The 25,369-nt window shown below is 59.7% G+C and carries 13 protein-coding genes; 5 read left to right on the forward strand and 8 right to left on the reverse strand.

Annotation, left to right across the window (positions count from 1 at the left end; all coding sequences use genetic code 11):
- Positions 1-11 precede the first annotated feature (11 nt).
- Together ACP151_RS10370 and ACP151_RS10375 are read right to left on the reverse strand one after the other, a co-directional pair.
- On the reverse strand, positions 12-1,199 hold the full coding sequence (locus tag ACP151_RS10370) for an acetyl-CoA C-acyltransferase (protein ID WP_424978829.1): 1,188 nt from the start codon (positions 1,197-1,199) through the stop codon (positions 12-14).
- Complete coding sequence (locus ACP151_RS10375) at positions 1,196-3,307, reverse strand: 3-hydroxyacyl-CoA dehydrogenase NAD-binding domain-containing protein (RefSeq protein ID WP_424978830.1); 2,112 nt, start codon at positions 3,305-3,307, stop codon at positions 1,196-1,198. The genes ACP151_RS10370 and ACP151_RS10375 overlap by 4 nt, the downstream gene beginning before the upstream one ends.
- Before the next feature lie 96 nt (positions 3,308-3,403).
- Between ACP151_RS10375 and ACP151_RS10380 the strand changes: the two genes are divergently transcribed.
- The gene (locus ACP151_RS10380) at positions 3,404-5,050 is read left to right on the forward strand and encodes an AMP-binding protein (protein ID WP_424978831.1); all 1,647 of its coding nucleotides are present in this window, start codon (positions 3,404-3,406) and stop codon (positions 5,048-5,050) included.
- Between the two features lie 17 nt (positions 5,051-5,067).
- On the opposite strand, the gene ACP151_RS10385 is transcribed toward ACP151_RS10380, so the two are convergent.
- Positions 5,068-5,841: an SDR family NAD(P)-dependent oxidoreductase gene (locus ACP151_RS10385; protein ID WP_424978832.1), complete on the reverse strand. Its 774-nt coding sequence runs from the start codon at positions 5,839-5,841 to the stop codon at positions 5,068-5,070.
- Between the two features lie 118 nt (positions 5,842-5,959).
- On the opposite strand from ACP151_RS10385, the gene ACP151_RS10390 reads away from it, so the two are divergent.
- Genes ACP151_RS10390 through ACP151_RS10400 form a run of 3 tightly spaced genes read left to right on the forward strand, consistent with a single transcriptional unit; the run spans position 5,960 to position 9,178 of the window.
- A complete protein-coding gene (locus ACP151_RS10390; RefSeq protein ID WP_424978833.1) occupies positions 5,960-6,877 on the forward strand; it encodes an SDR family oxidoreductase in 918 nt (305 codons plus the stop codon).
- Positions 6,877-8,850 carry an FAD-dependent oxidoreductase gene (locus tag ACP151_RS10395; protein ID WP_424978834.1) on the forward strand — a complete coding sequence of 658 codons (1,974 nt, stop codon included), beginning with the start codon at positions 6,877-6,879 and terminating at the stop codon, positions 8,848-8,850. The genes ACP151_RS10390 and ACP151_RS10395 overlap by 1 nt, the downstream gene beginning before the upstream one ends.
- Before the next feature lie 16 nt (positions 8,851-8,866).
- Complete coding sequence (locus ACP151_RS10400) at positions 8,867-9,178, forward strand: hypothetical protein (protein WP_424978835.1); 312 nt, start codon at positions 8,867-8,869, stop codon at positions 9,176-9,178.
- A gap of 341 nt (positions 9,179-9,519) precedes the next feature.
- Here ACP151_RS10400 and meaB read toward each other — a convergent pair whose 3' ends face one another.
- From meaB to ACP151_RS10425, 5 genes are all read right to left on the reverse strand, one after another.
- Complete coding sequence (gene meaB / locus ACP151_RS10405) at positions 9,520-10,551, reverse strand: methylmalonyl Co-A mutase-associated GTPase MeaB (RefSeq protein WP_424978836.1); 1,032 nt, start codon at positions 10,549-10,551, stop codon at positions 9,520-9,522.
- Positions 10,552-10,555: 4 nt separating this feature from the next.
- The gene (locus tag ACP151_RS10410) at positions 10,556-12,262 is read right to left on the reverse strand and encodes an acyl-CoA mutase large subunit family protein (RefSeq protein WP_424978837.1); all 1,707 of its coding nucleotides are present in this window, start codon (positions 12,260-12,262) and stop codon (positions 10,556-10,558) included.
- Positions 12,259-12,693, reverse strand: a complete 435-nt coding sequence (locus ACP151_RS10415) for a cobalamin B12-binding domain-containing protein (protein WP_424978838.1) — start codon at positions 12,691-12,693, stop codon at positions 12,259-12,261. The genes ACP151_RS10410 and ACP151_RS10415 overlap by 4 nt, the downstream gene beginning before the upstream one ends.
- On the reverse strand, positions 12,683-13,309 hold the full coding sequence (locus tag ACP151_RS10420; protein WP_424978839.1) for a TetR/AcrR family transcriptional regulator: 627 nt from the start codon (positions 13,307-13,309) through the stop codon (positions 12,683-12,685). The genes ACP151_RS10415 and ACP151_RS10420 overlap by 11 nt, the downstream gene beginning before the upstream one ends.
- Positions 13,310-13,392: 83 nt before the next feature.
- Entirely contained in the window at positions 13,393-13,698 is a 306-nt protein-coding gene (locus ACP151_RS10425; RefSeq protein WP_424978846.1) for an IS66 family transposase, read from the reverse strand.
- A gap of 530 nt (positions 13,699-14,228) precedes the next feature.
- On the opposite strand from ACP151_RS10425, the gene ACP151_RS10430 reads away from it, so the two are divergent.
- Positions 14,229-25,235, forward strand: a complete 11,007-nt coding sequence (locus tag ACP151_RS10430) for an NPCBM/NEW2 domain-containing protein (protein ID WP_424978840.1) — start codon at positions 14,229-14,231, stop codon at positions 25,233-25,235.
- Positions 25,236-25,369: the final 134 nt, after the last annotated feature.

The following is a 25,369-nucleotide window of genomic DNA, read 5'->3' on the forward strand; positions in this document are numbered from 1 at the left end:
TCAAATCGGGGTCAGAAAATTTCGAACAAGGCAGCGGCACCCTGACCACCGGCAATGCACATGGTCACGACGGCATATTTTGCCTTGCGGCGGCGGCCCTCGATCAGGGCATGGCCGGTCAGACGCGCGCCGCTCATGCCAAAGGGGTGGCCCACGGAAATGGCGCCGCCGTTGACGTTCAGCCGCTCATTCGGGATGCCCAAACGGTCGCGGCAATAGACAGTCTGAACGGCAAAGGCCTCGTTCAATTCCCACAGGTCGATGTCATCGATGGTCAGGTTGTGCCGCTCCAGCAGGCGCGGGATGGCATAGACCGGGCCGATGCCCATTTCATCTGGCTCCAGCCCCGCGACGACCATGCCGCGATAGGCACCCAGAGGCTCCAGCCCGGCTTTTTCGGCCTCGCCTGCTTCCATCAGCACGCAGGCCGATGCCCCGTCCGAGAGCTGGCTGGCATTGCCTGCGGTCACGGTGTGGCCCGCGCCCTTGATTGGGTTGAGAGAGGCGAGGTTTTCCAGCTTGGTGCCCGGGCGGTTGCCTTCGTCCTTGGTCAGCGTCACCTCCTGGAGCGAGGTTTCCCCGGTTTCGCGATCCACCACCTGTTTGGTTGTTGCCAGGGGCACGATCTCATCGTCAAAAGCCCCGGCCTCTTGCGCGGCGGCGGTGCGGTTCTGGCTTTGCAGGGCGTATTCATCCTGGGCCTCACGCGAAACGCCATAGCGTTTGGCCACCACTTCGGCAGTGTCCAGCATCGGCATGAAGAGGTCGGGTTTATTGGCTTGAAGCCAGTCGTTGTCCTGTGCGCCAGGCGAACGCTGGCTCATCACCAGAGAGATATGTTCCACCCCGCCCGCCACCATGGCCGGCGCGCCTTCCATGACGATCTGCTGCGCGGCAAAGGTGATTGCCTGCAATCCCGACGAACAATGGCGCGAGATCACCAGCCCGCCCGCGTTCACCGGCACACCGCCTCGCAGGCCCGACATGCGGGCGATGTTGAAGCCTTGCTTGCCCTCGGGCATCCCGCACCCCATCACGACATCTTCGACGCGGGCGGGATCAAGGCCTGCGCGTTTCACGGCGTGTTCAATCGCATGGCCGCCCAGTTCGGCTGGGTGAGTGATGTTGAACGCACCGCGCCCTGCCTTGGCAATCGGCGTGCGCGCGGTCGAAACGATGACAGCCTGACGTTGGCTCATGTCGGTGCTCCTGTGTACTGGGCAAAGGTTTTTCCGTCTGCGGCCAGTTCTTGCAGCAGTGCGGCGGGTTCCCAGAAATCGTGATCGCCGTGAAAGGAGTCGATCCGTGCCAGAACTTTTTGCAACCCGGTTTGCTCGGCCCAGAACAGTGGACCGCCGCGCCATTTCGGAAAGCCATAGCCGTTGATCCAGGCCAGATCGAAGTCCGAGGCACGCCGCGCGATCCCCTCTTGCAGGATTTTTGCGCCTTCGTTCACCACCGCCAGCAGGCAGCGGTCGACGATTTCCTGATCCGAAATCTGGCGTGGGGTAATCCCCGCTGCGGCCCCTGTTTCACGGATGATGTTCAGCACCTCGGGGTCTTCGGCGCCACGGCGTTTGTCTTCGGCATAGTAAAAGAACCCGCGGCCTGTCTTTTGCCCGAACCAGCCCCGCTCGCAGATCGCATCGCCCACGGTGCTGTAGCGTTCATCGGGGTTGCGCAGATGGGCTGTGGATTTGCGCATGGCCCAGCCGATGTCCAAACCGGCCAGATCGCGCACGGCAAAGGGGCCCATGGGCAGACCAAATGCGCGGATCGCTGCATCGACCTGCGCGGGTGTTGCGCCCTCTTGCAACAGGAACTCGGCCTCGCGCAGGTATTTGGAAAAGCTGCGGTTGGCGATGAATCCGTGGCAGACACCCGATACAACCCCCGTCTTGCCGATGGTTTTCGACAGGGCCAGGACCGTGGCCAGCGTGTCCTCAGCGGTGTCGCGCCCCCGCACGATTTCCAGCAGGGGCATGATGTTGGCAGGGCTGAAAAAATGCATGCCCAGAACGTCGCTCACCCGATCCGGGACAGCGGCGGCAATCTCATCCACATCGAGATAGGAGGTATTGGTGGCCAGGATGGTGCCCGGTGCGGTGGCCTGGGCCAGGGTGGCAAACACCGATTTCTTGACTGCCATCTCCTCGAACACCGCCTCGACCACCAGATCGACGGGGGGCAGGTCATCCAGCGCAGCTTTGCTGCTCAGCCTGGCCAGCATGTCCCTGGCGGCTGTGTCCTTCATCCGGCCGGCTTTGACGCGGCCATCGAAAAAGGCGCGGATGCGGTCCAGCCCGGCTTGCAATGCATCGCCTGAACGCTCGGCCAGATGTACGTGGAGACCGGCCATCAAAAAAGCCATGGCAATGCCACTGCCCATGGTGCCTGCACCGACAACGGCGATCTTGGTGATGGGGCGCGCCTGCACCTCCTTGCTGGTGTGCCCTTTGAGGGCGGCGCGTTCAGCAAAGAACACATGCCGCATGGCAGCGGCCTGATCCGAAGCCACGCAATCAAGATAGAGTTTTCGTTCCTGTGCCAGCCCTTCGCTGAGCGGCAGCTGAGCGGCAGCGCGGATGGCATCAATGATGGCCTTTGGCGCAGCTTCGCCCCGACGGCGTTTGGCGGCCTGAGCCAGGGCGGTCTCAAAGACGCTTTCGTCGACCTCCGGGATCTGCCGTGCGCCGGCCGGTGCGGGGATCTGGCCCGCCTTCAGTGCGTCGCGCAGGAACGACAGGCACGCCTCTTGCGCAGTTTCAGCAGGCACCAAGGCGTCGATCAGGCCAAGGGACTGGGCCTTGGTCGCATCAATCGGGCGACCCGTAATGCAGATGTCCAAGGCGTGCTGAATGCCCACGATGCGCGGCAGGCGTTGGGTGCCGCCTGCTCCGGGGGGAATGCCCAGATTGACCTCGGGCTGGCCCAGTTTCGTGCCGGCAGTGGCAAATCGCCAGCGGCAGGCCATGGCAATTTCCAACCCGCCCCCCAAGGCGCTTTTGCGCAGCAGGATGGCGGTTGGCACGGCACAATCATCCAAAGTGCGGATCAGGTCCGACATCAACGGCTCGTCCGCGGGCCAGTCCTTCCCTTGCATCGAGATATCGGCCCCAGCCATCACCCCAGAGCCGCCGGGCACCAGCAGAACCGCCTTGGCCCCGGCGTCCTGCGCGGCGCGCAATTGCTGCAGGATCGCCCCGGGCAGGCCCGGAGACATCGCATTCATCGGCGCATTTTGGAATTGAATAACAGCGATGGATTCGGTCAACTCAAGCTGAGCCTGCGAGTTTTTTTGGGACATCGGCACCTCCGAATGTTCGTATATTGCAATAAAAGTTTCTTGTAAAGAAAATTGCCTTGTACTACCAAAATCCAAGAAGAGCTGAGGAATTTTGCTATGCAGGACCGTTCTAGGGCCGAGGCCGCCGCTTCCACTATGATGTTCATACCGCTGTCGATGGGGCAGTTGCTGGATTATGGCGCGCGTGCCTTCGGGTATCAGGAGATCGTGTCCTACGATGCAGATCACCGGGCCGAGCGTATGAGTTTTGCACATTTTCGCGACCGGTGCCTGCGGCAAGCGGCCTATATGCGGCAGGCGTTGAAGGTGGAGAAGGGGGAGCGTGTCGCGACTCTGGCCTGGACCAATCGACGGCATCTGGAACTCTACTTCTCGGTTCCGGGCCTTGGCGCGGTGCTGCATACGATCAACCCGCGTTATTCGGACGAACAGATCGTCTATATCCTCAACCACGCGGAAAACCGGATTGCTTTGGTCGACCCCAGTCAGCGCGCGCGGGTGGAAAAGCTGGCGGCGCACTGTCCCAGGCTGGAACAGATCATCACGCTTGATGCCGATTGGGACGCACAGTCGAGCGCGACCGCCCCGTTGACGGAGTGGGTTGAGGTGCCGGAAACCAGCGGCTCGTCGATGTGTTATACCTCTGGCACCACGGGGGAGCCCAAGGGGGTTGTCTACTCGCACCGCTCGACCATGCTTTACACACTGGCCGGGCTGGCGACCGGAAAGCTGGCGCTTGGCACGCAGGCCTCGGCGCTGATGTGCGTGCCCATGTTCCACGTTAATGGCTGGAGTAAGCCGTTTCAGGCCATGCTGTCGGGCAGCAAAATCGTGCTGCCCGGGCCGAATATGGACGGGGAGAGCCTGTTACGGGTGATCGACGCCGAAGGGGTGACCTGCGGTTTTGGCGTGCCAACGATCTGGCTGGGGCTGGTGGAGCAAATGCGCGCTCAGGGGCGCGGGCCGGGCAGCTTGCGCAACATCGGCTTTGGCGGCGGTGCGGTGCCGCGCAGCCTGTTGCAGGCCCTGATCGACGAGTTCGGCATCCAGCCCGAGACCGGCTATGGCATGACCGAAACCACCGCCGGGTTGGCCCTGGGCAGTGATGGGCCGGATTTTGATGCAGGCTCGCCTGATGACCGGCTGGACCTCTATGCCGCGCAACGGCCGATTTTTGGGATGGAGCTGAAGGTCGAGGACGACGCCGGACAAGAGGTGCCGCGCGACGGTCAATCAACCGGAGAGCTTACATTGAAGGGGCATCTGGTGATCGGGTCTTACTTCCGCAACCCGGATGCAAATGCGGTCGCTTTCACTCCGCAGGGTCGCTTTCGCACCGGCGATGTGGTTTCCATCGACACCCATGGTCGGGTGCGGGTGCAGGACCGTCTGAAGGACATCATCAAATCGGGCGGGGAGTGGATCAACTCTGCGGTGCTGGAACGCGAATGCAACGCTCACCCTGGGGTGATCGAATCCGCGGCAATCGGCCTGCCGCATGCGAAATGGTCGGAACGCCCTTTGCTGGTCGTGCGCAAACAGCCCGAAGCGGCGCTGTCCGAGGCTGACCTGCGCGCCTTTGTGAAACCCCGCGTTCAAAGCTGGTGGTGCCCCGATGCGATTGTGTTTGTCGATGATCTGCCCAAGACCGCAACGGGCAAGATCGACAAGAAAACCCTGCGCGCACAGTTGAAAGGGTGGGAGTATGACCCCTCGGGTGTTTTGCTGCGGCCCGGCGATTGACCGGGCGGTGCAATCGCTCACGCGCGTTTCCCGGTCACGGTGATGCCGCCGTCGACAGTGATAGTCTGTCCGGTGACGAAAGCGCCGGCGGGTGAACCCAGCCACACGGCGGTTCCGGCAATCTCGTCGGGGGAGGCGATACGTTGCAGAGGATAGGCCTCTTCGGTGCGTTTCAGCCGCTCTTTATCTTCCCACAAAGCCTTGGCAAAGTCGGTGCGCACAAGGCCCGGCGCGATGGCATTGACGCGGATGTTGTCCGGCCCCAGTTCAGTCGCGAGGCTGCGCACCAGCGACGCCTCTGCGGCCTTGCTCATCCCGTAGATGGCCAGCCCTTCGGAGGATTGGGCGCCTGCAATCGAGGTGATCAGCATGATCACGCCATCGCCCTTTTTCCGCATGCCGGGGACAAATGCCTTGCACAGGATCAGGTTCGATTTGATGTTGGTGTTGATGATCTTGTCGACGGCCTCCATCGGGGCCTCAAGCGCGGGGCCGTAATGCGGATTGGCCGCTGCGTTGCCAACAAAGATGTCGACGGTGCCAAACTGCGCCAGGCAGTTTTCGGCCAGTTCCCGCACTTCGGCTTCTTTCGAGATGTTGTATGGAACCGCTGCGGCTTTCCCGCCGGCGGCTATGATTTCGTCAACAACGGCCTGGCACCGCTCTGGCGTCCGGCTGTTGATCAGAACGGTTGCGCCCGCCTCGGCCATGCGCAGGGCAATCGCGCGTCCGATCCCGCGCGATGCACCGGTAACAAGGGCTGTTTTTCCTGCGAGGCTGAACAAGTCCATGGCGATCTCCTTTGCTGATACTGTAACGCGCGGGCGCACCAGTTTTGAAGAGCAATTTTCTCTTTGGGAAAAAAAATTCTTGTGCTACGAGAATTGGGGTCAGTCGAATGAGGCAGGTATGAAACAACCGAATGTCGAAGGTCGCACCATTGTCGTAACGGGCGGCGCGCGCGGTGTCGGGCGGGCAATCTCTATTGCCTTGGGCGCCCGAGGGGCCAATGTTGTTGTGAATGACATCGGCGCCGAACTGGACGGGGCAGGGCGCACATCCGGACCCGCAGAAGAGACAGCAGCCGAGATCCGCAAACTGGGCGGACAGGCTATTGTCAACACTGGCAGCGTGGCTGAACCGGATGAGGCGCAGGGGATGATCCGCGACGCGGTTGCGGCGTTCGGGCGCGTCGACGGGGTGGTCAACAATGCGGGCATCCTCCGCGATGGCTTCTTTCACAAGATGTCGTATGAATCGTTCAAGGCGGTGATCGACGTGCATCTGATGGGCACGTTCAATGTCTCGCGCAGTGCCGCCGGGTTCTTCCGCGATCAAAAAGGCGGGGCACTGGTGCATATGACATCAACGACGGGGCTGATCGGTAATCTGGGGCAGGCCAATTATGCCGCCGCCAAACTGGGCATCGTGGCCCTGTCCAAAAGCATCGCGCTGGACATGCAGCGCTACAACGTGCGGTCCAACTGCATCGCGCCTTTTGCCTGGTCACGGATGTTTTCGAATTTACCGTCTGAAACTCCGGAACAGCAAAAACGCATCGAGCGGATGAAAAAGATGACACCCGAGTCGGTGGCCCCGCTGGCGGTTTACCTGCTTAGCGATGCGGCGCATGAGATCTCAGGGCAGATCTTTGGTGTGCGCGCGAATGAGGTCTATCTCTTCCACCCGACAGGGCTGGAACGCAGTGTGCATACAGCAGACGGCTGGACGCCCGAAACCATTGCGGATCACGCAATGCCAAGCCTGTCGTCCAGCTTTGCGTCGCTCAACACTTCGCCAGAGTTCTTCAGCTGGGATCCGGTCTAATGGCACAACCGCACCCGAATTACCCGCATCTCTTCTCGCCGCTTGAAATCGGTAAGCTGACGGTCAAGAACCGCGCGTTTTCAGCCGGTCATGCCACCCGGCTGATTGAACCGGATGGGACCGTGGGCGACCGCCTGCTGGCCTATCATCGCGCCCGGGCCGAGGCCGATATCGGGATGATCATCACCGAGGTGAACGTGATCCACCCGACCTATGCGCCGGCGAACCGGCTGTCGACGATGTCGGACGATTGTATTCCCGGGCTGAAAGCGCTGGCCGACATGGGGCGCCAGTATGACTGTCGCATGGTCGGCCAGCTGTTTCACCCCGGTCGAGTTGCGGGTGTTTCGGTCGACGGGTCGATCATGCCCACCTTTGGCCCGTCCGAAGTGCCTGACGAGGTCTACAAGAACATCCCCAGCCCCCTGCGCACCGACGCGGTGTATGAGCTGATCCAGTCCTATGTGGATGGGGCCGTACGCATGGCCGAGGCCGATCTGGACGGGATCGAGATCGTGTCCAGCATGGGCTATTTGCCGTCGCAGTTTCTGAACCCGCGCCTGAATCACCGGGAGGATGAATTTGGCGGCTCGTTCGAGGCGCGGCTGAAATTCCTGCGCGATATTCTGCAACAGATCCGCGCCAAGATTGGCCCGGAAAAACTGCTTGGTATTCGCATCTCGGCAGATGAAATGGATGACGAGGGGCTGAAACCCGGTGAGACCGCGCAGGCGCTTCAGCTGCTCGAAGCGGATGGGGATCTGGACTATTTCAACATCATTGCCGCGACCACCGCGAGCTATGCGGGCTGGATGCATATCATCCCGCATATGGTGCATGAAAACGCCTATTTGGCGCCTATGGCGGAGGATGTGAAAAAGCATGTCTCACTGCCCGTGTTCATCGCGGGGCGGATTAACCAGCCGCAGGATGCAGAACGGGTTCTGGCAGATGGCCAGGCCGATATGGTGGGGCTGGTCCGTGCGCATATCGCAGACCCGCAATTCACCAGAAAGGCGCGGCAAGGGCGGCCCGATGATATCCGCGCCTGCATCGCCTGTAACCAGGCTTGCATCGGACATGGGCTGAAAGGGCATTCGATTTCCTGCATTCAGCACCCGGAAACCGGGCGTGAACTGGCGTATTACGACAAGCCCAAAACGGATCACCCCAAGCGCGTTCTGGTGATCGGTGGTGGCCCCGGCGGCATGAAGGCAGCCGCGGTCGCAGCAGAACGCGGGCACAACGTCACCCTGCTGGAACGCGACAAGAGGCTGGGCGGACAGGTGAACCTGGCGCAACTTTTGCCGAAACGGGCCGAGTTCGGCGGGTTGACCACCAATCTGGCGCGCGAACTGGACCTGAATGGCGTGGATGTCCGCACCTCGACCGCCGCAGATGTGGCAATGGTGCAGGATCTGACCCCGGATGAGGTGATCGTGGCCACCGGCGCTTCCTCAAACCTGCCGCAGCTGGAACATCTGTCAGAGACGGCCACGGTTCTGGACAGCTGGTCGGTTATCAGCGGGCAGGCCAATGTCGGCAAATCCGTGGTGATCTGGGACTGGCGCTCGGACTGGGTCGGGCTGGGGCTGGCGCAGCTGTTGGCCGAAAGCGGCTGCCACGTGCGGCTGGCGGTGAATGGTATTGTGGCCGGGGAGCGTATCCCCTCGATGGTGCGTGATCACTGGATGGGTGAGCTGCACAAGCTGGATGTCGAGGTCGTTCCCTATGTCCGCCTGTTCGGGGCCGATGAAGACACGGTCTATTTCCAGCATGTCACCAGCAATCAGTCGGTCATCATGGAAGGTGTCGACACGCTGGTTTCACATCACGCGCCGCGCCGCAATGCGTCGTTGGCAGACGATCTGCTGGCGGCAGGGTTCACACCAAAGATCATCGGGGACTGTCTTGCGCCGCGCACTGCGGAAGAGGCCGTTCTGGAAGGGCTTCGGGCCGGTTTCGAAATCTGAACAGAAGAGCACAGCCATGTACATGCGGATCAACTACTTCACCCTGAAACCCGGCACGCTCGATGCGATCAAGGCAGAGGCTGAAAATTTCCTTCGGGTGAATGATCCCGAGGAAACGGGCTTGCTCTATATCTTGGACACCTTTGTCGATGACGGTTCGGAATCCGTTGGGATCACGATCTGGAAAGACAAAGAGAAGTTTGAGGCCAGCAGCCGGCGCTGGCAGTCTGTGATGGACGGGATGGCCCATTTGATGGAGGGGCAACCGCGCCGCGTTGAACAAGAGCTTACGGTGCATAACCTGCCGATGGTACCGCCGAACCGGTGAGCCTGTCTGACATCAGCACCTGCGGGGCTGATCGAGGGAATTGCAAGCGCGTCAAGTGTCCGACGCAAGTCGCGCAAGCAGCCTTCGGCCGGACCGAAGACCCCATTGTGCTGGAGGGTTCAAGCTGTCCCTCTCTCATGTATGTAAACATGCACCGAGGGCGGCACAAATGCGCGACCGGTCCATTGTCGTCTGCCAGGACGTGTTCCAGTAACTTTCGGAAGTCAAAGCAAAATCTGTCTGCTTTGCGTGTTCCCCAAGTGAGACGTGATTGATTGGCCTGGAGTTTTCAGTTTTCAACTGGAGCTATGAGCGCCAATGGTTTGCACGGGGGAATGAGGTCAAAAACCGCAATCCCAGTTGTCAGGATCATTATCCTTTGGGTTTAACACCTGCTGCGGGTGTGGCGAAGGAACTGCAGAAAACACCGTTGCAATGAGCGCCTCTGTTGCGGTTTCAATTGACAACTTTCCCTGGCTCACCTGTTCCAAAATTCGGTCGGCATCCGCTTCGGACAGGGAGGACAGCCGGTTGCGGACTATGGCCTCGGCGCGCCGGCACAACAGTCCCTTCAGCCGCCGCCGTCGGTATTGTTCCTGTGATACTTTCTTTGCGTCTTCGATCCTGGCAGATATGGCATCGGACAGCTCGCAAATCCCTTCGGCGCGGTCTGCCGAAGTGGAAAGGATCGGTATATTGCGCCGCTCCGCCTTGCGAAGTTGCAGCATCGATTGAAGCTGGCGAACGGTGCGATCTGCATGGGGCAGGTCGCATTTGTTCACGACAAGAATATCGGCAATCTCCAGAATACCGGCCTTGATGGCCTGAACATCATCGCCAAGACCCGGCGCATTCAGCACAACATTTACGTCCGCGATTTCGGCGATTTCGGTTTCGGACTGACCTGCCCCAACGGTCTCCAGGACGATGACCTGCCAGCCCGCCGCATCCACGGCATCAAGGATGGCCGGGATGGATGATGCCAGCCCTCCGAGGTGACCGCGCGACGCGACAGAGCGGATAAAGACACCTGCGTCCGCGCTGTGTTCTCCCATCCGGGTGCGATCCCCCAGCACCGCACCGCCCGTGAGCGGGCTGGAAGGATCAACCGCAAGAACCGCGACCCTATGGCCGCGCCGACGGAGTTCAGCCACATAGGCATTGATCAGGGTTGATTTACCCGCACCCGGCGGCCCCGTGAAAGCCACCACACGCGCCGAGCCGGTGTGATTGCGAAGGCGGTTCGTCAGAACCTCACTGTCAGCTCCCCCTGCTTCCAGGAGTGAAATCGCCCGGGCCAATACGGCCACATCACCATCCAAAAGCCGTTGGAATGCGCTCGCCTTTGCTTTTGTTGCGGGTTCTGTCAGCATGGGATCAGGCAACCACCAACGGATGGCCAAACCCAAGTTCTTCTCTGAGTGTGCCAATGATTTCGCCGTGCGTGACACCTGCGCTGGCGGCATCGACAACTTTTTCGAAGACATTCAGATCTTCGTTGTTCGAGGCACGGCGCAGGTCATCAATCGCTTTTTCGACGTCTTGTTGGCTGCGCTCTGTCTTGAAGGTTTTGAACGCCTCCACATGAGCCTTCATCGCATCCGCATCGGGCCGGTATGGCAGAGGTTGGCTTACACCGTCGTCATCTTCGCGGTAACAATTGACGCCAACTACCTTCTCGACGCCAGTCTCGATCTTTTCTTGCGCGGCGAGTGCGGATTGACCGATCATGGTCTGAACCAGCCCCGATCCGACCGCCGCATACATGCCTCCAGCGGCTTCGATCTGATCCATGACCTTCAGAATATCCTCTTCCATCTGATTGGTCAGAGTTTCAATATAGTAAGAGCCGCCCAACGGATCGATAACATCGCAGAGATGCGCCTCTTCGCGCAGAATGTTCTGCGTGGCCACCGCGATGCGTGCGGTTTCTTCTGTCGGGCAGGTGATTGCTTCATCGTAGGCGTCGGTGTGCATTGACTGCAGACCTGAGAATATGCCCGCGGTGGCCTGTACCGCGACTCTGGCGATATTGTTGAGGGGCTGTTGTGCGGTCAGATCGACACCGGAGGTCTGGCCATGGAACTTGAACCTCCACGATCTCGGGTCTTTCGCGCCAAGTCGATCCTTTGCAATCCGGGCCCAGATGCGCCGACCGGCCCGGAACTTGGCGATCTCTTCAAAGAATGAAATCGAGATGTCGAAGAAGAAGGTGAAGCGGGGCAGGATCGCATCTGGCTCCATGCCCTTGGCCATGCAGTCCTCGGCATATTGGATCGCCGTCGACAGGGCAAAACCCATGGTTTCGGCAGGGGTTGCCCCGGCCTGCTGCATGTGTTGTCCGACGACGGATACCGGGTTCCAGTTCGGCACGTGCTCACGGCAGAAAGCGACGTGATCAACAAGGACACGCCGTGATCCGGGTTGGGAAAGCCGGTAGAACATATGGTTGGCAACATAATGCGATATGTAATCAGACTGATTTGAGGTGCCGGTGATCTTGGTCCACGGCACACCGCGCCGTTTCGCAACGCCCAACAGAAAGGCGAAAAGAGTGAAGGGCGACGGGTCGTTCATCGCGGTAGAAATCTCGCCGAGCGGTACGTGATCCAGCGCCTGGTCCATATGGTCGACGGTGTTAACGACCGTGCCGCACGTGCCAAGTAGGGAGAGCGGCGCTTCGCCGCAATCAATTCCCCGAAAGCCCGAATTGCAGGGCAACAGGCTGATCGCCGATGCCCCCAGATCGAGGATTTTGCGCACGCGTTCGTTGTAGTCAGCTGGCGTACCTAGACCAATCAACTGACGTTGGGTCCAGGTGCGTCCCCGGTGCATGGTCGGATAAATGCCACGGGTATAGGGCGACTGCCCCGGAAAGCCGAGATCGGCCATGTGCTGGTCCGACGACCAGTCCTTTGGCGTATAGATCGGCGCTATTTCGATGCCAGAGCGGTTTGTGATCTTCCGGTTTTGCCCGATCTGCGCGGCGTAGTCTTTGCGCCAGTCTGCTTCTGCGGTTTCAAACCCCGGCAATGTCAGCTGTTTTTCTTCACCCTGAGGTGACTTGAGTTTTGCCAGGGTCATACTGCAAATTCCCCCGATGTAAGTTTGGTCTTGCGGCCGTCCGTGCCCAGCTTTGCGACCTGACTGACGATGTCTTCACGCGACGCGCCCGGGCCAAAGATCAGGGCGACGCCCGCATCCCTAAGGGCCTGGCATTCGATTTCGGGCACGATGCCGCCAACGACGACGCCGACATGACCAAGGTCTGCCGCGCGGAGGGCTTCCATAAGGTCAGGGATGATCAGATGGTCAGTGGCAAGACTGGATATGCCAATCACATCGACATCTTCCTGAACCGCGAGGGAAACGACAGCGCCCACTTGCTGCCAGGGCGGTGTATAGATCACCTCCATCCCGGCATCCCGTAGATATGCAGCCACCACGCGGCTGCCACGGTCGTGGCCATCAAAGCCGATCTTGGTCACCAGAACACGTAGCTGTTCAGCTTGCATGGCTGTCTCCCTTTTCGGATGTTTTTTCTGCGGTTTGGTCTGTCGCGATGGACTCGACCAGGAAACCGGTAAAGGCCTCACCGACTTCGGCGGGTGTCAGCTCACCCTTGGGGTCAAACCAGAATTGCGTATGATTGAGCGCCCCAAGAACCATCAGCCGGAGCAGAGAGCGGTTGACCGAGGCGTTGACGGGCAGGTCTTCGATGAGCCTCTGAAAGCACGCCTCGTATTTTGCCCGCATTTCCGTCAGTGCTCCCAGTTGATCAGGGATATGTTCGGGCAAGACACGATTGATCACGCGCATATAGTGACTGTCCTGCGTAATCGCCTCGACATGGGTCGATATCGCGATGCTCAGGCGTTCCCATGGGTGATTGGTCCGCGAGACGGCCGCTTCAAAGGCCGCGACGATCTGCGCAACGCCGGTGTCGTAAACGGCAAGCAGCAATTCCTCCTTGGAGGCGTAGTGATAATAGACCGAGCCAGGCAGCATTCCTGAGGCTTTGGCAATGTCGCGTATGGTTGTGCTGCGAAATCCCTGCGTGGCAAACAGCTCCGCTGCCGCGTCAAGCAGCAAGTCGTTTCGATTGTTTGACCTTTGCAAATTAGATTTCATTGCGCTCTTGTCCTGTGTCGATCTCTTAGAAAAACAAGTGTTTGTTTAACGGGGCGCCAACCTTGAGTCAAGTGATGAGGTTTTCAGCGGCACTGATGCAGGAATCCGTATCTGACCGCATCGTCGAGGAAGAGGATCAGCCTATCCCAGTATTTGATGATGTATTTCAGGGTCTCTCCGGTTGGCGATTTGGCCGAGATGCGGGCACGGCTTTGGGCCAGCCAAAGCGCGAATGCGTCGATGATGGATTTTGAGCGCTCTTGCTGTGCAGCGAGCTGTTGGTCGGCAGACAGGCTGCGCAGGTCATTTTCGATGCGGTAGAGTACTTGGATTTGTGCCAAGCCTTCCTGCGCGATTGGGGCCGCGCCGGATTGGGCGACGTCATGCAGTTTGCGGCGGGCAGGCTGCGTGCCTGCGCTTCGTTAGACAGGGTAGCGGTCCAGTGTCCAATCTGCCGTGCAAAAGTGATTCGGATTCTCCGAAAGCCGTCCACGGCTGTTCGGGTGCCGGACAGGAAAGCGGCAAACTGCAATTCATTTGCGTCGAGCCGCTCTGCCTGTCAGGCTGAGAGGTTGGCAAGGCGATACCGATTGCCCCTACGTTAACCAGCGCTCTGCAACGCCATTGAAACAAACATTCTGCAACTTCTGCGCTGGCGCAATTCTATTACCAGCCGGATTGCATCTGAGATGTTAAGGCTTTGCCGGAAAAGGGTTTGATTGCCGGTTCTCCCGACTGGCGGCTGTGCGGGCAGAGTGAAGATGCCCATCGTTTTTGGGCCAAAAATTATGACCATATTTTCGTGGTGAATAACGTATTTCGGATGGAAATTTGAGCGAATAGACTGCCTTTCCTATCTCGTTCGGCCAAGTGCACAGGCGTGTGCAGAACTAGCAACTTGGACTGAAGGCTAAACCTCATGACAACGACTGAAGAACTCCTCTACGCCGAAGCTGGTGAAGAAGCCGTACTGGCCGCGGAATATGATTACATTGCCGATGTCATGGCCGAAGTTCTGGCGGACCTCAATCTGGCGGTGTCGGAAAACGCAGCTGCGCTGCGGGAGATCCTGCGGTCCAGTTTCAGCAAGGTCGCCGGAGACCAGGCCGCGGAAGACACGCTGTTCAACAAGTTTGCTAATATCGATGATGACCTGATGCCGGAAGGGCTGGCGATCTTGCCGGAGCACAGCCTGGGCGGTGCGCATGCGGCCTATTCGGCAAACGCGGGCGGCACCATTTTGCTGACTTATGATGCCATCACTGGCGGCCGCGCATTTATAAAGTATCTGCTGGCGGAAGAGTTGGCCCATCATTTTGATGCGCTTCTGGGGGATGGCGACAGCAGCGGTGATGAAGGGGCGAAATTCGCTGCTGCGCTTTATCCGGATATTGCTGAGGCGTTTGAAATTGATATCGCGGCGGAAGCGGCGGATGAGGATGCCGGCGTCTTTGAAATGGGCGGCGAAGGGTTTGATATCGAGTTTGCCGGCGCCGAGGGCACCAGTAGCGGAGCACTGAAAAAGAACAAAAGCAAGAGCCTGGCGGATGGCCTGAATGACATCCGCAACGATCTGGCGACACCAGGTGAGTTTGCGTGGAAATTGCGCAGGGCTGCAAGCCAGGATGCTGCAGGCCTGCTGGATGTAAATCAGGGAGATGCGACGGCAATGAATGCGGATGGGTTCGATTTCGTGAACCTGATCCGGCTGCGTAAGCCGGAGTCTTCCAAGGCCGCCTTTCTCAAATCCGCAACCCCGCTGGTTCAATCCGGCACCACCGGTACATCCGTTGACCCGGATGCGCGGCCTAGCCTGAAAACCAGCTTTCTTGGCGCTGCGAAGCGGGTCAAGGAAAGCGCCTCCAGCACAGGATCGCTGGTGAAGAAAAAGGTGGGTAAGCTGAAAACGCGAATCCTTGAGAGCCGTAGCGGGTCGTCGGTGGATGAAACGCCGCTGGTAGATGCCTCCGATGGCGACATTGAGGATCTGGCCGGGCTGAAAAGCCGGATTGCACAGTTCAACAGCAGTGAGACCCGCACCAAGCCTTTTGATTACTTCTTTGAAAAAGTTGTGAAGCCGAATCGTGATCCAGCACTTGGTGAGCTGACTGAGGCACAGAAGGTGGAGATCCTGAGGAAAATTCCAACAACGATGCCGGATGGTGTCGGGACTACCACTTTTGCTTTCCAGTCCGAGCGTAATCACGGGATTAGCGCCAAGGGGGTCGTCGGGGGCGGATTCAAGACCGGGGCCAGCGTAGATTCCGAAACGACTTCTGTCTTTACCATCACTGCCAAGGATGGCGTTTTTTCGGTAGATCTGGTGATCGCCAGCGGCCGGTCCTTCAAGCTGCGGGCCGACTATGGGGCAGGGGTAGATGTGGCCTATACGCAGCCGACACTGGACGTGAAGCTGTTCAATTACCAGAAGACGGCCACCTGGTCCTCAGAGAACCTGGATTTGGGCGCAGTGCAGTATCTGATCGAGAAGCTGTACACCGGCACGCTGGACGCCATTGATTTCCAGACCTACACCCGCGAGATCAAGAAGAAGGGTGAGGTTGCGGCTGGCGTTTCCAGCGGGGTCGCTGATACCACGGGGGCTGGTTCGGAGAATGTTGGAGCCGCGGACGCGACCTCCACCGGCTCGATCACGATCTCGACACCGGGCAACAAGGAAGTCACCAAGGTCGACATCGACAAGCTGCTGCTGAGCGACCCGAACGCAGTATCTAAGCGGGCGGCGCTGACTTCAGGCGGTGTAACCCTAGGCTGGACGCCTGTGTCTGGCGGCGCAAGTCTGCGGGCGGATGACGCGCGGCCTGACAATGTTGCCGGCTCGGCGGCACAAAGCTACACCACCGAAGAGGCCCGGCTGGGCCAGGCGAAGATCGCTGAGGGAGGGCAGTTCGAGATCCCCTTCTCGCTGCACAAGGACTCGATTGTCGGGATTGGCAAGGAACTACTGGGGTTGAAGAACGGGCTGCAGAAGCTGTTCGGCCGGGACGTCTTCTACGAATGGCAGGCGCAGGCACGGCGGCTGTCCAGCGCAGCGGGCGAGGCCTTTGGTAACGACAAATCGAAAAAATTCGTTGTGAGTTTCAAGATCCGCGATGATGCCGCCGAAGCGTTGTACAAGAAGCATCTTGTGTGGGACAAAAATTATCGAATAATCGGGTTCGACAATACGGAGTTCCAGAAGGACGTTCTGAAGATCCTGAAAAACCCGACCAAGTCAAAGAACGCTAATCAGCTGACTTTTGATGTTTCGGTAAAATCGGAGCTCCCCGATATCGAGAAAGTCTCGGGCGGGTTTGTGGTCAAGGCAGGCGGTTCGGCAGGCTATACTGCAGGCCAGACGCTGGAAATCCAGAAGAACCTGACCTTTTACAAGGCGCCGCCGAGCCAGGCTGGGACCAGCCGCGTGCGGGCCCGGGCGGGGGAGGACCAGCTGTATATCCTGGGTGATGACGGCAGCGACATCGAGCGCCTGCTGAACTGGGATGCGCTGTCGGGCGAAGTGTCTGCCGGATTTTCCCGGATGGTGGACAGCAAGGCGCCGACGGGTCAGTTCACAACCGAAGTCCGTCACGCACCGCAATCGCTCTATATCGGGGTCGGTACGGACGGCAAGCCTTGCGGCCAGTGCGTGGGGCTTTCGCTGGGCTATCTCTACAGCCTGTCGCAATCCGATAGCGTCAAGCAGAAATTCCTGGACGGCGTGTTCACCCACTCAAGGATTGTGGACAACAGTGGCAGTTCCATCCGCGAAGACGTAGAGAGCGTTGGTTTCCAGAGCCTGGTCCGCCGCCTGAGTGCATTCGGCAACTCCGGCGATGCGGCGCAGTCCGTTCTGAGCGGCCAGGGCAGCCTGACCCTGGATCAGGTGATGTCGCGGCTGCAGGCGTCCTCGGGGGATGCGTTTTATGAGCTGCACACTGGCAACCATGCCTTTGCCGTGGCCAAGAAGGTTTCCGGCGGCACGGCCAGCTATCATTTCTACGAGACCAATGCCGCCGAGGTGAAACTGTCCTCTGCGTCAGAGGCAGGAACAGCCGGGGCGCTGAAGTCGATCATCGAGAGCCATCTGTTGCAGAAAAGCAGCGGCGGGCATTGGGAAGGCAGCCTGGCGTCCTACTATGATACTCAGAAGAATTCCGCAGGCAGCCTGGTGTTTGACACCTATCAGTTCGACCCTGCAAAAGTGGCCGGGAAAGAGGCTTTCACCGATCTTGACGGTTTGCTGGAAGGCGACGGTTTCGTAACCGAGCGGCAGCGGCTGGCCAAACTGGGCGATGTCAGCCTGAACGGCAAAGCTGTTTCGGCGCTGGCACTGTATGATGCGGGCACGTCGGTGCATGGGCTCAAAGTGTCCAACAACGTGTTCAACGAACTGTCAAGCGGTGGCGCGATGCTGTCTGATCTGCGCTTTGACGTTCGCGGCCTCGAAGGGGTTCTGACCAGTGACCTGGCGGATGCGGAGAAGGTCAAGATCGCAGTGATCCTGAAGCAGCGGCTGGAGGCGGAAAGCGGCGATCTCTCCAAAGTGTTCAGCACTGGGTCGCTCGAGGAAAGCACTATCGGGTCCACCAATCTGGCGCAGTCGCTGGCAGATGTGATCACCTCCAAGATCACCGGCGCCTATCAGGCCGCACCGGACTTCCATCAGGCGGTAGAGACTACAACGAGCCAGAGCAGGAACCTGCGCAAGTCGCAGGAGCTGCAGGCAAAGTTCGGGTTGTCCATTGAGGACACTGCCTCGGTTCTGCGGGTTGCGGAACTGTCCAAGCAGTTGACCGGCTACAGCGAACAGGACTTCCAGGCACTCAGAACCAAGCACCGCGGTGCGTCGGACCTTCAACTGCTGGAGATTGCGGCAACGGATCAGCTGCGCCGCAGCGTGCGCGGGCTGGATGACGGAACCGCGCTTGTGGACATGGCAGATTGGACCCGGTCCGACGCGATGAGCTATCTTAACGACAAGGGCGTGTTCCGGGCCGGGCCTTATGCGGATCCCCTGGATGTGGACGCCGTCCGCAAGATCGTCAACAGCGGCACCTACCGGGACCGGCTGGAGCTGGTCAGCGCGCTGACCAAGATTGATCCTGAGCTGTACCGGGGGATCGAGGACAAGCTGCGCCAGGACACGGATCTGGAAACCCAGAAGCTGGGCCAGTCGCTGCGCCGAAATTTCCGCCCGACACGTGCGCAGAAGGCACTGAACGGGGCGAATATCAGCTTTACTACCCTGACGACATTGAACTCCGTACGTTCCGTAATCACCGATTGGAACAACCTGAACACCACCCAGAAAGCGCTGACGGTAACAGAGCTGGCCGGCGGCGTGGCGCTGCCGACGGTGGTCAGCAAAGGGATCAGCATCGGCTTCAAGCTGGCAGGCAAGGCGCTGGGAGCCGTAGGCAAGGCTGTCAAGGCTGGGGCGCTTGACCTGGTTCTGGCACCGATCACCCTGACGTCCATCGGCCAGGAATGGAAAGAATTCTGGAACAACAACGGCGACACCGGAAGCATCGAATACAAGTCCCTGGTCTCCAGCACCGTGATCACCACGGTATCGCTGGCCGCCAGTGTCGCGCTGACCGGCGTCTCGATTGCGGCGGCAGTCTCGGCATCCGCAGCAGGCACAACGGTTGCGGCTGCTGCGGCAGCCGGGTCGCTGCTTGCCACGGTCGCCTCCGCTGCCGGTCCCATCGGCCTGGCTATCGGGGCCGCAGCATTCCTCATCCAAGGCATCGTTCAAGGTGCGCTGCAGATTGAAGAATACGGTGACTATTTCGAAAACACCGCTGACAAGGTGCATCAGTTCTTTGCGGCCTGGGTCGGGGTGGAAACCCGTGGGTTCAAGGAAGCCAAGGCCCGCAAGCAGGGCGAGGAAGCGGCAGCCGACACCGAAACCAGCCTGCTGGATGGCTGGAATGAAACCAAAGCCTATCTGTCTGACATCTTTGCCAAGAGCGGCCACAAGGACCTGAATGTCCGGAACCGCAGCTTCAATGTGAACTATAGCATTGTCGATTACGACGGTGACAATGACGGCGACAAGGATGAGGTCGGCTATCTGCTGCAGCAGGAAGAGCCGGTTTATGGCAACCTGGAGCGGATTACCACGCATCTGATCGCCACCGGCACCACGGTGTGGGCGGAGCTGGGCCGCAAGGCAGGCGAGTCGATCACCGGCGATCTGAACAAGAAAAATCTCTTCAATCTGGACGACACCACCGAGCTGGCCCGGCTGACCGGCGGCGATTTGGCAGATGTCTACAACATGTCTTCAAAGGCTGAGGCAGGCCATCTGGACGGCGGCGCCGGAACCGATACGCTGATCCTGGATGCGGACAGGCGTTCAGCGGAAATCGATCTCAGATCAGGCACCGGACGGATCGTGCATACGGACCCGATCAACTTCAACTTGTCGAGCATTGAAAACATCTCGGTTGTGAATGCGCACAGCTTCACCAAAGTTTATGGCGATGATGGCGACAACCTGCTGGATGTGCGCGGCTATGATTTTGCCAGCGGCTATGAGGTGCATGGCGGCGGTGGTGCCAACACGATTGTCGTCAACAGCGGCATTGTCATTCATAGCACCAGTGACGACACCTTCCTGTGGAGCGCGGGCGCATCCGGCCATATCTGGCTGGACAAGAACGACGGCCCGCAGGCCGCGCTGATCGAACTGCCAGACAACTACGACCGCTATACGCTGGATACCTCGGCCAACGCGCTGGCGCTGCGTGGGCCGAACGGAGAGACCCTGCAGATCGGGGACATCTTTGAAAGCAACGGCGTGGTGCGCAAGAACAAGATCTTGCAGTTCCGCGACAAGAGCGGTGCCAATTTCTCGCTGACGCTGGAGAACGCCTATCGAGCTGACGGCAGCCGTGTGTACCCAGTATCGCTGGAGCGGGTGTCCAAGTCCTTTGTGTTCCAGAAAAAGGAGGCTGGCGGCAACGATATTACCCGTCTGGTCGGCGATCAGGCTGTATCGACCTACCGTTTGAACAAAGGTGCGGGCGCGTTCCGTCTGGAGCCCCGCACGCAGCGGATGATGTCAGTCGTCCTGAATGTCGATTACGACAAGGTCGATTATTCCTATACTGAAGACGGCCAGCTGAACCTGCAGTATTTTGCGTCCGACGACACCATTGAGGTGTTCATCCCGGATTATCAGGCCCATGCAGGTCAAATAACGGTTTACGCGAACAAACCAGGTGAGGAATCTGCGGTTCCGGCGCTGCTGGAGCTGCCGCTGGAAGGCAGCGGGCGGCTGAGCGTGGACAATCTGGCAGGCGGAACGTCGGAGGCGGAGGCCGCCGTGTCCGGCCTGCGCTCGATAACATCGGTGAAGGCAGGTGACACGGTTGACCTGAGCGCTGATGGAGTGCAAGGCCGCTATGTCGCACAGGCGGATGCGGTCGCCGGGCTGTCGGTGTCAATCGCCGCGCTGTCGCAGCTGTCCTACTTGCGCATGGGGGACGACCTGCTGGTCTATGACGAGAGCCGGCTGGATCCCGCGCTGGGGCTTGAGGCGCAGCAGTCGCTGCTGATCGAAGGCTATTATGCGGCTTCAACAGCGCCGGGGCTGACGGTGAACGGGCAGTCCGTGACGGCGCAGGCCATTGCCGCGGAAACAGACAGCTATCTGGGCAGCAGCGGCGACGATCAGATGTCCGGGGCCGGTTACACCGAGATGGCCGGGGCGGCCGGCAGCGATACCTATGCCGTGGACCTGTCCGGCAGCAAATCCTATGTCATCGATAACACCGATGGCGCCCTGACTTATGACATGCTGCAACTGGATGGCGTTGTCTCTGGAGATATGCGCGACGTTGTGCTCACTCATCAGGGTGGCGATCTGATCCTGTCCTATCAGAACAGCCAAGTGACGCTGAAGAACTTCAACCGGGAAACCGAAGCGCGGCACCTGCGGGTTCGCCTGGGTGTGTCAGGGTTCAACTACGGACTGCCTGCATTGGTGGCCGGAGAGACCAATTTCTATGAGCTGGATGCCCGGCACCACCAGCGCATCCAGCTGATGGACAACGGCAAGCCGCATTTCTTTGATTTGCCGCTGGAGCCGCATTTCGCCTTTGGCAGCAATCAGAGCTATGCCTATGTTGAACTGGACACGGATGTGGCCACCTATGCGAAAGAAGTGATCGGCCTGGACCTGAAGCTGACCTCTGCGGACGGTGCCCAGTCGCTCTACTTCAAGAACTATTACCTGGAGCCGGATCTGATCAGCTTTGCCTGGCGCAGCAGCGCCGCGGCAAAGCATGGCGATACCTACAATCACGACGTGCAGCTTCCGGACGCAGACCCGCAGTATCAGACCTATCTGGATGCCGGCATCGCCCGCAAGGACGTGGTCCATTATGCCAATGCCGGCCTGACGGCAGCAGAGGCGCAAATGGTGGAGGCTTTCAACGCAGAGAATACTCTGGTTCAGGCGCCCAAGACTGCGTTCGGCTGGCAGCAGCTGGAAGACAAGGAATTTGCCTACCTGTCGCAGGAGAGCAAAAGCCAGTTCGATACCAAGGTCACGATCTTCGACCAGACCAGCTGGGGCAGCAAGCCGGGCATCCGGATCGAGGTCAACCGCGAGGGCGACCTGGAATTGCACCTGCGCGAATGGAGCGGCGACATCCGCCAGTTCCAGACATCGCCCGGCTCGGCGCATCTGAAGTCTTTCAATGCGGGGCAGATCCTTGTTGCCATGGACCCGGCCACCCGCCGTCTGAGGATTGCCCATGACACAGAAGGGATGCTGTTCCAGACAGAGCTGCCTTCCATCGCGATGGAGGCGTTCCGCGATGGTTTGGAGCATACGCAGGCTGAGGAGTTTCACCCGGAGTTCGACGGCACGATCTACTTTGGTGACACAGCCTATGAGCTGGCTGGCGACCGGCGGCCTTCGGGGGCCGGGTTCGAATACCTGGATCAGTCGCTGACTGCTGCCGAAGCCAAGGTGCTGCTGCGCGGCCAGAAGCTGCAGGGTGATCTGAGCAGCCTGATTGACCCGCTGGTGGATGACTTCGGCTTCCAGACCAAGCCGGCGCTGGCCAACGCAATTGCCTATCTCAAGGCCGGGCTGGACGATGCCGAAGTGATCAAGCAGTTCAATGATGAGCTGCTGGGTCAGGGAACTTCTGACGTTCGTGAAAAGGTCCGGCCGGAGGCATTCGATCTGGCCTTTGTCAACCAGTTGCGGGATGTCGGAGCGAGCGCCGAATTCGTGCTGGCGGCAATTGATGCTGGATTGAATGCCGTTCAGGGCGAGCAGTACCTGCGCGAAGACGTGCTGCCGCAGGACGTGAAGACGGTCCGGGATCTGATCAACAGTTCAGCAACCAGCCAGGACGCGGCGCTGATCGAGAAAGCCCTGTTTATTGCAGGCTATCAGCGGTCGGCCGCCCGGGAAGTTGCAGCGGTGATGGCAGAAAAGGGCCTGAGCGATCATGCAGGCATCGACGCCTATTTCAGGATTGGCGTTACCAGCGCGGATGCCATCAAGCGCTTCATTGATGCAGGTGTTTCGGCTGCGGATATCGTGTCTGGCGATGAAAATTTTGCCAAATATGAGGCCGGCGACCGCAGCGGGCTGATCCAGGTGTCAGTCAGCGACTCGCTGACCACCTTCTCGACGGTTCGCAGCTACTGGGCAAACCGGGATCTGGACGACGGCAATATCAAGGCCGGCGAAATTCTGGAAAGCGAAGCAGCCAGTTCGCTGGCGGTGCCGCACTCCGGCACGGCGGACATCGGTGTGTCGGAAACGGACACCACCGCCTGGGGCAGCCGGTCCAACCCGTCCAACATCGTTGACGGCTGGCAGCTGAACCGGGATGCAACGGCCTGGACCACGGGTGAGGATGATGTTGACATGGACGGCAACGCCTGGATCCGGTTCGACCTGGCAGACAAGGTCATCCTGACCAGCCTGACCATCGACAGCGACCTGTCCAGCAGGGCCTATGACGACGATGAACAGGTGGCTGCGGATGCCGCGATCAACTTGCTGCGCAGCCAGAATGCGGCGGATTCGGCAAGCCAGTTCAAGATCCAGGCACTGGATCATACCGGCACCTGGCAGGATGTCTCGGATGTCTATGACTGGGAGCCCGCAGGCAACAGCAGCGACACTGTGCAGATCCGGACCGGGGGCATCCCCTACAAGAGCTACCGTTTGGTGGGCGTCAGCGGCACCTTCAGCAAGGCCCGCTGGATCAAGGAGGTCACTTTCACGGCCACGGGCATCACAGAGCATGTGGCCAATATGCCGGGGCAGGAAAACGTTTATCTGAGCGATCTGGCCTTCAGCTCCCAGACCAATGGCTGGGGTGCGGCGGAGCGCGACCGGTCGAATGGCGAAACCGGTTCCTCCGACGGCGGCCAGATCACCATCGACGGCACAACCTATGCCAAAGGCGTGGGCGTACATGCGGGTTCGGACATTGTGGTGGACATTCCAGAGGGAGCACGACGGTTCATCTCCGATATTGGGGTTGATGACGAAGTCGACGCCAAAGGCTCTGTCACTTTTAAGGTCTACGGCGACAACCAGCTGCTGTTCGAAAGCGGCACCCTGACCGGAAATGATGAGGCAGGCAAAGTCGATGTGTCGGTTGTCGGCTATTCCCAGCTGCGGCTGGTGGTTGGCGACGCCGATGACGGCAACGTTGCAGATCACGCGGATTGGGCCGGCGCCCGGTTTGTGCGGCCCGCCGAAGCGCCGCTGCCGCAGGCCCAGATCCACACCGTTTCAGACAGGCAGAAGACCGCCTTTGGCTACTTCAATGGCAGCTTCGCCAGCCAACGGATTGGCGGCGCCGGCGAAGACTATTTTGTCGGGACGGATGCGGGTGAATTCCTGTCCGGCGGAAACACGCGGGACTTCCTGTACGGCTATGGCGGCGACGACCTCATTCACGGCGGCGCAGGGCTGGACCACATGGAAGGCGGGGATGGCTTCGACACTGCCAGCTATGACGGGGCAAGCTTTGCCATCCGGTTCGATCTCAACGGCGGCCAGACTGAGCAGTATCTTGCAGGTGGTGTCTGGTACAACGGTGATAGCGTCACAGGCTTTGAAGGGGTCATCGGCAGCGGTTTCAAAGACATTCTGACCGGCAACGGGGGCGCGAACTTCCTGCAAGGCGGCGCGGGTGCGGATACCATCCAGGGCGGCGGCGGCGATGACCTGATCCATGGCGGCGCAGGTCTGGACGTGCTGGACGGCGGGGCAGGCTATGACATCGCCAGCTACAAAGGAGCCGGTTTTGCCGTCTGGTTTGAGCTGGGCGGGACCCAGTTCGAGCGCTACAAGCTGAATGGCAACTGGCTGGAAGGCGACGATGTGTCCAACTTCGAAGGCGTCGTCGGTTCCGCCCACAATGACCAGTTCTACGGGACCGCTGCCAGCAACTATCTGGACGGGCAGGATGGCAACGACCTGTTGCGGGGGCGTCAAGGCGACGACGAGCTGCGGGGCGGTTCGGGCGATGACCGCTATATATACAGCGCCGGGGATGGCCATGATGTTATCGCTGACGTCGGAGGCACCGATCGGATCATCTATGAAGACCTGAATGGTCGGTCCATCGGGATATCCAACCTGTGGTTTACCCGTGACGGTGAGGATCTGTACATCCTGAACAGCGAAGGCACACCAGAGGTCGGCGCGGCGGCCGAGGGCAGCCAGAAGGTCGAGGGGTACTTCAGCGCAGACGGGACAGGCAAGATTGAGGAACTGACAGCGGGCGGCAAAAGCCTGTCGAGTGCAAACATTGACCTGCTGGTTTCTCAGATGGCGGGGCACGCACGGTTTGACTACGGTGCGGCAACACAGTCGGGGGCAAAGATCCAGGAAGAGATCACCCGCCTGTGGGTCACACCAACAGTATAGCCGCCGCCCTGACCAGAAAAGAGCGGGCATCGGGGGTAAACCCGGTGCCCGCACTTATCTCTCACAGCAGGTATTCATTGCGGCAGTGCATGGGCTCCCTAGCGGCAGCTATACGGAATTGTGATTAGTTGTTA

Source organism: Leisingera sp. S232 (assembly GCF_049800895.1).
GTDB lineage: Bacteria > Pseudomonadota > Alphaproteobacteria > Rhodobacterales > Rhodobacteraceae > Leisingera.

Excerpts from the sequence above, each read along its gene's own strand:
- ACP151_RS10385 (WP_424978832.1), bottom strand. The coding sequence starts at position 5,841 with ATGGACTTGTTCAGCCTCGCAGGAAAAACAGCCCTTGTTACCGGTGCA.
- ACP151_RS10395 (WP_424978834.1), top strand. The coding sequence starts at position 6,877 with ATGGCACAACCGCACCCGAATTACCCGCATCTCTTCTCGCCGCTTGAA.
- ACP151_RS10370 (WP_424978829.1), bottom strand. The coding sequence starts at position 1,199 with ATGAGCCAACGTCAGGCTGTCATCGTTTCGACCGCGCGCACGCCGATT.
- ACP151_RS10415 (WP_424978838.1), bottom strand. The coding sequence starts at position 12,693 with ATGCAAGCTGAACAGCTACGTGTTCTGGTGACCAAGATCGGCTTTGAT.
- ACP151_RS10375 (WP_424978830.1), bottom strand. The coding sequence starts at position 3,307 with ATGTCCCAAAAAAACTCGCAGGCTCAGCTTGAGTTGACCGAATCCATC.
- ACP151_RS10390 (WP_424978833.1), top strand. The coding sequence starts at position 5,960 with ATGAAACAACCGAATGTCGAAGGTCGCACCATTGTCGTAACGGGCGGC.
- ACP151_RS10430 (WP_424978840.1), top strand. The coding sequence starts at position 14,229 with ATGACAACGACTGAAGAACTCCTCTACGCCGAAGCTGGTGAAGAAGCC.
- ACP151_RS10420 (WP_424978839.1), bottom strand. The coding sequence starts at position 13,309 with ATGAAATCTAATTTGCAAAGGTCAAACAATCGAAACGACTTGCTGCTT.
- ACP151_RS10400 (WP_424978835.1), top strand. The coding sequence starts at position 8,867 with ATGTACATGCGGATCAACTACTTCACCCTGAAACCCGGCACGCTCGAT.
- ACP151_RS10410 (WP_424978837.1), bottom strand. The coding sequence starts at position 12,262 with ATGACCCTGGCAAAACTCAAGTCACCTCAGGGTGAAGAAAAACAGCTG.
- meaB (WP_424978836.1), bottom strand. The coding sequence starts at position 10,551 with ATGCTGACAGAACCCGCAACAAAAGCAAAGGCGAGCGCATTCCAACGG.
- ACP151_RS10380 (WP_424978831.1), top strand. The coding sequence starts at position 3,404 with ATGCAGGACCGTTCTAGGGCCGAGGCCGCCGCTTCCACTATGATGTTC.